Below are 6,457 nucleotides of genomic sequence, written 5' to 3'. Positions count from 1 at the left end.
GCCGCTGCCGGCCGAATGCAAACGGTTGATCGAACAACTCAAACAATCTTCCAGAGAGACACAGTAAATGGCGCGTCAGCAATTCGACCTGATTGTCTTCGACTGGGACGGCACCCTGATGGACTCCACGGCGCACATCACGCGCAGCATCCAGGCCGCATGCCGCGACCTGGGCCTGCCCGTTCCCGCCGATGAAGCCGCCAGCTACGTGATCGGTCTCGGCCTGCGCGACGCGTTGCAGATCGCGGCGCCCACGCTCGATCCCGTCGATTATCCGAAGCTGGCTGAGCGGTATCGCTTTCATTACCTGATCAAGGGCGAGCAGACCGAGCTCTTCGCGGGCGTGCGGCAGATGCTGCAAAACCTGCGCGATGAAGGCTATCTGCTGGCGGTCGCCACGGGCAAAAGCCGTGTGGGATTGAACCGGGCGCTCGACCAGTCGCGCCTGACAAGCCTTTTCGATGGCACCCGCTGCGCCGATGAAACCTTCTCCAAGCCCCATCCCGCGATGCTGCACGAGCTGACCCGCGAACTCGGCCAGGACGTGAACCGCACGGTGATGATCGGCGACACCACGCACGACCTGCAGATGGCGAAGAATGCGGGTGCGGCATCGGTCGGCGTGACCTATGGCGCGCATCCGGCCAAGTCGCTGCATGCGCTCGAGCCCCTGTTCGTGGCCGAAAACGTGACCGCGCTCGGCGACTGGCTGCGGGAAAACGCATGACCGGAGCGGCGGCCGAAGCTGTGCGCGTGTGTGCATCGGACGAACTGGTCGATGGCGGCGACGGCGTTCGTCGCAACGCGGTTGGCAAAAGCGGCGCGGCGACCGTGTTTTTCGTCCGCTACGACGGCAAGCCCTTCGGCTACCTCAACCAGTGCGCGCACGTGCCCATGGAGCTGGACTGGTCCGAAGGCAAGTTCTTCGAGAGCTCCGGCTTATACTTGATGTGCGCCACCCACGGCGCGATCTATGAGCCGGATACGGGGAAGTGCGTCGGCGGCCCGTGCCGCGGCGCGCGTTTGCGGAAGGTCGAAACCGAGGAGCGCGACACGCCGGACGGCCGCGCCGTTTTCTGGCTTCCCGACCCCGATCTGCGTCCCGCTTGAACCCAAACTCCCGATTCAATCTTTAATCTGTCAACCAGGCGACGCATGTCCGATCACATTCCCACCGAACCTTCCGACCCGGCGCGTCCCGCGTCTACCGTCGTGCCAAAAGGCGAAAACTGGGAGCGCGCCGCGCTCGAACGCATCGCGCTCGCGGCCATTAGCGAACAGCGCTCGGCGCGCCGCTGGCGCATCTTTTTCCGGTTCGTTTTCCTTGCCGTCCTGGCCGTCGCGGTCTGGCGTTTATTCGATTTCACCGGCGACAAGGTATCGAAAACAGCGCGTCACACGGCGCTCGTGGAGCTGGAAGGCGAAATTTCCGCCAACAGTGACGCCAGCGCGGACAACGTGAATGCCGCGCTCGACAGCGCGTTCGAAGACGACGCCACTGCGGCCGTGATCCTTCGCTGCAATAGCCCGGGCGGCAGTCCGGTGCAGGCGGGCATCATCAATCGTGAGATCACGCGCTTGCGCACGAAATATCCGTCCAAGCCGCTATATGTGGTCGTGAACGACATGTGCGCATCGGGCGGTTATTACGCCGCCGCCGCGGCGGACAAGATTTTCGTCGATAAAGCGAGCATCGTCGGTTCGATCGGCGTGCTGATGGACGGTTTCGGCTTTACGGGCCTGATGAGCAAGCTTGGCGTTGAGCGCCGCTTGCATACATCGGGTGCGAACAAGGGCGCATTCGATCCGTTCTCGCCGGAAACGCCGGGAATGGATGCCCACGCGCAGGAGATGCTGGACCAGATCCACGCGCAATTTATCGATGCCGTCAAAAAAGGCCGCGGCGCACGCCTGAAAGACAATCCCGATCTGTTCTCGGGCATGTTCTGGACGGGGCAGAAGAGCGTCGAGCTCGGTCTCGCCGATGGTTTCGGCGACGCGGATTACGTCGCACGTGAAATCGTGAAACAGCCGGATCTTGTTGATTACACGCAAAAAGAGAGCATTGGCGAGCGCGTTGCACGTAAGTTTGGCGCGGCGGTCGGAAATGCGTCGATGAGCGCGTTGATGATGGGCGGCAAGATGCAGTTGAAGTAGTTTTCGGCGCTGAAGGAAAAACCGCTCGCCCTGAACATTCAGACGAGCGGTTTTTTTCATGCTTTTTACGCGCCCAGCAGCAGGAAAATCGCCGGCCGTTTGTGCAACTCTGGCGCGGCTTTCTTTTTCCACTCGGAGACCGTGCGCGTGATGATGGTTTCCTCCGGCATCGTCAGGTCGACTGCGACGCAAACCAGTGTCGAAGGCGCGCACGTCGCGAGCAACGTATCCAGCAATGCCCGGTTCCGGTACGGCGTCTCGATAAATATCTGCGTCTGGTTCGCCTTTCTCGACAAAACTTCGAGTTCTCGAAGGCGTTTGCCGCGCTCGGCGGCATCGACAGGAAGATAGCCATTGAACGCGAAACTCTGGCCGTTCATGCCCGATGCCATCAATGCGAGCAAAATCGAACTCGGTCCTACGAAGGGCACGACTTTCACGCCGCGTTCGTGCGCGCGGCGCACGAGCAGGGCGCCTGGATCGGCGACCGCCGGGCAACCGGCTTCGGAAACCAGCCCCGCGTCGGTGCCGGCGAGTATGGGCTTGAGCAATTTGTCGACTTCGCCTGGTGGCGTGTTGACGTTCAGTTCGCGAATCTCGATTTCCTGGATCGGGCGCTCAGTGCCGACTTTTTTCAGGAAGGCGCGCGTGGTTTTCGCGTTTTCGCCAATGTAATACTGCAACACCGCCGCCCGCGCCCGCACGGGTTCAGGCAGGACGTCGGCCAAGGCGGCGCTGTCGCCGTCGCCGAGGGTATTGGGAATCAGATACAGAACACCGCTCATGCTGCCCCCGCATAAGGAAATCCGGCGGCGCGCAGCATCTTCGACAACGTAATCAACGGCAAACCGATGAGCGCGGTGGGATCGTCGGAATGAATGGCATCGACGAGCGTGATGCCCAATCCCTCCGCTTTCGCGCTTCCCGCCACGTCATAAGGCGTTTCGGCCAGGAGATACGCTTCGATTTCCTCGTCCGACAGGTCGCGAAAAAGCACGCGGGTGACGATATCGGCGGATTGGACGTGGCCTGTGCGGCTGTCGAAGAGGCAGAGCGCGCTGTGGAAATCGACGGTCTTGCCGCGCATCGACCGGAGTTGCGCGCGGGCGTTTTCGTGCGTGCCGGGCTTGCCGATCTGCTGGCCGTCGCAGGTCGCGACCTGGTCCGAGCCGATCACGAGCGCGCCGCATGCATGCGTCACGCGCGCCGCAGCGGCCTGCGCTTTTGCCACCGAAAGCCGCAGGGCCGTGGCTTCGGGCGTTTCTCCCTGCAGCGGCGTTTCGTCGATATCGGGCGAAATCACATCGAACGGAATGCGCAGGCGTTCGAGCAATTCCCGGCGGTAGCGCGAACTCGACGCAAGGACGAGGCGCGGCTTGTTTGAGACATCGGGCATGAAAAAGTCGGCTATAAACAAGAAAGTGATGGATTCGAGCGGCCGGGCCGCAACCCGAAGGATAAGTGTTTGACTCGAAAAGACAAAGCCGCTATAGTTTTGGGCTTTTCATCGGTATGCGAAGGTGTTTCCACGCACTCTGATGAACACGCATCAAAGAAAGCAATGAAGCATGCAACAAACTCGTGCAACAAGCGCGGTGACCGGAAGTGTACCGAGATGTGTCGTGGTTTTGAGGGCCGGAAGCGGACTAAAAGCGTAGGTTGTCCGCTGCGCCCGGCCCGGCAACTCGGGATAAACCACACCAGCCGGACGGGATCAGTGCGGTGCATACTGCAGCTTCCATCCCTGCCGTGCTACCCGGACCTCGTTGGCCCGGGTCGCGGTACTGACCATTTGCAGGAGCGCACATGACACAAAATCCTGGCAAACCTGCATGTCCCGCGGACTTGCGCGCGCTTGACCTGTTCGACTTTGCGCAAAGCCGCCGGCAGGCAGCAGGCGGCGTACGGGTTTCGCAGTTGCCGCGTCTGCTTAATGAAGTACCGGCGGACGCGCCCGATCGCGACACGGTGTTTTCATGGCAGGCCGAAGGCTCCATGCAGCCGGAATTGCAGGACGACGGCACCGAAGCGCCGCAGCCCTATTTGCGGCTCGCCGTGCACGGTTCGGTCTGGATCGAATGTCAGCGGTGCTTGTCGCCGTACTCGCAGCATCTCGATGTCGACGCAACGTATCGCATTGTGTTGACGGAAGAGGAGGCGGACGAATTTCCGCTGGACAACGATGAAGTCGAGGTGATCGTAGGCTCGCGCCAGTTCGATCTCATCGACTTGATCGAGGATGAATTGTTGTTGTCCTTGCCGCTCGTGCCCAAGCACGACGTGTGTCCCGAAGTGCATGAGAGCCTGAATACAGGTCTCTACAGCGCCGAGGGCGAGCTGGACGAAGGTGGTCTGAATGGCGAAGCAGAACCGCAGCAGGATGGCGGCTCTGGAAGACCCAATCCGTTCGCCGCGCTCGGCAAGCTCAAGCAGGGCGGTTCCGGCAACGACACGCATTGAAGAGTATCGGTATCCGTCAATTGGCGCGATGCGTCCGGATCGACTCACTGGCCTCAGGTCAGGGGCGCCGGTGTGTCGAGCTGTGTTAGAATTCGCAAAATTTTTCTGGAGTCATCATGGCAGTTCAGCAAAACAAGAAATCGCCGTCCAAGCGCGGCATGCATCGTTCGCACGACTTCCTCACGGCGCCGGCGCTGGCTGTCGAGCCGGGCACGGGTGAAGTCCATCTGCGTCACCACGTGAGCCCGAATGGCTACTATCGTGGCAAGAAAGTCATCAAGACGAAGAACGACTAAGCGTACGGCGCGTAGTGCGTCCGCGACGCTCGGTGCGTCTCGCGTCGCCGTCTTGACTCATGGTCTGACACATGAATTGAGCTACGGTCGCTCGCGTTTGACATCTTCCTGGTGCAACAAGAAGGCGGCATTTCACTGCCGCTTTTTTGTGCCTGAAATTCGTCGCACTCCATGACCGTAAAGATCACCATCGACTGCATGGGAGGCGACCACGGCCCGTCCGTGACCGTTCCCGCCGCTGTCAGTTTCGTGCGTTCGCATCCCGATGCGCATCTGCTGCTCGTCGGCATCGAGTCGGCTATCCGTGCGCAGTTGAAGAAATGCAAGGCCGTCGACGAAACCCGGTTGACGGTCGTCCCCGCCACGGAAGTGGTCGAGATGGACGATCCGGTGGAAGTCGCCCTGCGCCGGAAAAAAGATTCGTCGATGCGCGTGGCGCTCAATCTCGTCAAGGAGGGGCAGGCGCAAACCTGCATCTCGGCGGGCAACACCGGCGCATTGATGGCTGTGTCCCGCTATGTGCTGAAGACGCTGCCCGGCATCGAACGGCCGGCTATCGCGTTTGCCATGCCGAGCCAGAAAGGCTTCACCACTGTGCTCGACCTTGGCGCGAACGTGGATTGCGAGCCGCAGCACCTGTTGCAATTCGCCGAGATGGGGCACGCGCTCGTTGCTGCCATCGGTAACAAGGAGCGGCCGACCATCGGGCTTCTCAACATCGGCGAAGAAGTCATCAAGGGCAACGAAACCATCAAACGTGCCGGCGAACTGCTGCGCGCGAGCACGCTCAACTTCTACGGCAACGTGGAAGGCAACGACATCTATAAAGGCACGACGGACGTCGTCGTCTGCGACGGGTTTGTCGGCAATGTAGCGCTGAAGACATCGGAAGGTCTCGCGCAAATGCTCACCGACATGATCCGCGAGGAATTCAGCCGGTCGCTTGCGACCAAGCTGATGGCGCTCGTCGCACTGCCTGTTCTCAAGCGCTTCAAACGGCGCGTCGATCCTGCTCAATACAACGGCGCCGCGCTCCTCGGATTGCGCGGACTCGTCATTAAAAGCCACGGTTCCGCAGAAGCCTACGGGTTTGAGTGGGCTATCAAACGCGGGTATGATGCGGTCAAAAATGGCGTGCTGGAACGACTGGTGCGCGCCATGGAAGATAATGCTGCTCCTGTGCAACAAGTGGCGCTGGGCACTTCCGCTGACGCATCCGGCGCCGTGATCGCGGACCCGGCCGCATCGGCCGCCCCGGGCGAGGACACGACCGTCCCAGGCCCGCTCGTGCAGCCGGGCGCACCGGGCGCCGCGCTACCCTCGAAGGCATAATGGCTCAATCGAATCTCTATTCCCGTGTGATCGGAACGGGCAGCTACCTGCCGGCCGATCGTGTCACGAATCAGGATCTGGCCGACCGGCTGGCCAAACAGGGTGTTGAAACGAGCGACGAATGGATCGTTGCCCGCACTGGCATCCATGCCCGTCATTTTGCCGCGGCCGACGAGACAACCAGCGAACTCGCATTGCACGCATCGCGCAGC

The 6,457-nt window shown here is 61.1% G+C and carries 8 protein-coding genes and 1 pseudogene; 7 read left to right on the top strand and 2 right to left on the bottom strand.

The genetic code is table 11. The features are described 5' to 3' along the window. Positions 1-67 precede the first annotated feature (67 nt). Genes ACFFAR_RS21405 through ACFFAR_RS21395 form a run of 3 tightly spaced genes read left to right on the top strand, consistent with a single transcriptional unit; the run spans position 68 to position 2,157 of the window. The gene (locus tag ACFFAR_RS21405) at positions 68-727 is read left to right on the top strand and encodes an HAD-IIIA family hydrolase (protein WP_062167257.1); all 660 of its coding nucleotides are present in this window, start codon (positions 68-70) and stop codon (positions 725-727) included. Then, the gene (locus tag ACFFAR_RS21400; protein WP_061999957.1) at positions 724-1,110 is read left to right on the top strand and encodes a Rieske 2Fe-2S domain-containing protein; all 387 of its coding nucleotides are present in this window, start codon (positions 724-726) and stop codon (positions 1,108-1,110) included. The genes ACFFAR_RS21405 and ACFFAR_RS21400 overlap by 4 nt, the downstream gene beginning before the upstream one ends. A gap of 45 nt (positions 1,111-1,155) precedes the next feature. Then, complete coding sequence (locus ACFFAR_RS21395; RefSeq protein WP_375508419.1) at positions 1,156-2,157, top strand: S49 family peptidase; 1,002 nt, start codon at positions 1,156-1,158, stop codon at positions 2,155-2,157. A 65-nt stretch (positions 2,158-2,222) separates the two neighbouring features. Here the strand turns inward: ACFFAR_RS21395 and ACFFAR_RS21390 are convergent, their stop codons facing one another. Together ACFFAR_RS21390 and ACFFAR_RS21385 are read right to left on the bottom strand one after the other, a co-directional pair. After that, the gene (locus ACFFAR_RS21390) at positions 2,223-2,942 is read right to left on the bottom strand and encodes an SAM-dependent methyltransferase (RefSeq protein ID WP_061999955.1); all 720 of its coding nucleotides are present in this window, start codon (positions 2,940-2,942) and stop codon (positions 2,223-2,225) included. Beyond that, positions 2,939-3,553, bottom strand: a complete 615-nt coding sequence (locus tag ACFFAR_RS21385; RefSeq protein WP_174365447.1) for a Maf family nucleotide pyrophosphatase — start codon at positions 3,551-3,553, stop codon at positions 2,939-2,941. The genes ACFFAR_RS21390 and ACFFAR_RS21385 overlap by 4 nt, the downstream gene beginning before the upstream one ends. A 410-nt stretch (positions 3,554-3,963) precedes the next feature. On the opposite strand from ACFFAR_RS21385, the gene ACFFAR_RS21380 reads away from it, so the two are divergent. The 4 genes and pseudogenes from ACFFAR_RS21380 to ACFFAR_RS21365 form a co-directional block, all read left to right on the top strand. Beyond that, on the top strand, positions 3,964-4,617 hold the full coding sequence (locus tag ACFFAR_RS21380) for a YceD family protein (RefSeq protein ID WP_061999953.1): 654 nt from the start codon (positions 3,964-3,966) through the stop codon (positions 4,615-4,617). 116 nt (positions 4,618-4,733) lie between these two features. Further along, the gene (gene rpmF / locus ACFFAR_RS21375) at positions 4,734-4,913 is read left to right on the top strand and encodes a 50S ribosomal protein L32 (protein WP_056354381.1); all 180 of its coding nucleotides are present in this window, start codon (positions 4,734-4,736) and stop codon (positions 4,911-4,913) included. A gap of 171 nt (positions 4,914-5,084) precedes the next feature. Further along, positions 5,085-6,245, top strand: coding sequence for a phosphate acyltransferase PlsX (gene plsX / locus ACFFAR_RS21370; protein WP_375508418.1), 1,161 nt, complete (start codon positions 5,085-5,087; stop codon positions 6,243-6,245). Then, positions 6,245-6,457 (top strand): annotated as a pseudogene (locus ACFFAR_RS21365) (3-oxoacyl-ACP synthase); the annotation flags it as partial. The gene plsX and the pseudogene ACFFAR_RS21365, both read left to right, overlap by 1 nt.

The organism is uncultured Caballeronia sp. (assembly GCF_964243625.1).
Classification (GTDB): Bacteria; Pseudomonadota; Gammaproteobacteria; order Burkholderiales; family Burkholderiaceae; genus Caballeronia.
Note: the sequence above shows the minus strand (reverse complement) of the source record. Positions and strands in the feature narration are given on the sequence as shown.

Bases quoted from the DNA above. Each gene is read 5' to 3' on its own strand.
- ACFFAR_RS21405 (WP_062167257.1), top strand. From the start codon at position 68: ATGGCGCGTCAGCAATTCGACCTGATTGTCTTCGACTGGGACGGCACC.
- ACFFAR_RS21395 (WP_375508419.1), top strand. From the start codon at position 1,156: ATGTCCGATCACATTCCCACCGAACCTTCCGACCCGGCGCGTCCCGCG.
- plsX (WP_375508418.1), top strand. From the start codon at position 5,085: ATGACCGTAAAGATCACCATCGACTGCATGGGAGGCGACCACGGCCCG.
- ACFFAR_RS21380 (WP_061999953.1), top strand. From the start codon at position 3,964: ATGACACAAAATCCTGGCAAACCTGCATGTCCCGCGGACTTGCGCGCG.
- ACFFAR_RS21385 (WP_174365447.1), bottom strand. From the start codon at position 3,553: ATGCCCGATGTCTCAAACAAGCCGCGCCTCGTCCTTGCGTCGAGTTCG.
- ACFFAR_RS21390 (WP_061999955.1), bottom strand. From the start codon at position 2,942: ATGAGCGGTGTTCTGTATCTGATTCCCAATACCCTCGGCGACGGCGAC.
- ACFFAR_RS21400 (WP_061999957.1), top strand. From the start codon at position 724: ATGACCGGAGCGGCGGCCGAAGCTGTGCGCGTGTGTGCATCGGACGAA.
- rpmF (WP_056354381.1), top strand. From the start codon at position 4,734: ATGGCAGTTCAGCAAAACAAGAAATCGCCGTCCAAGCGCGGCATGCAT.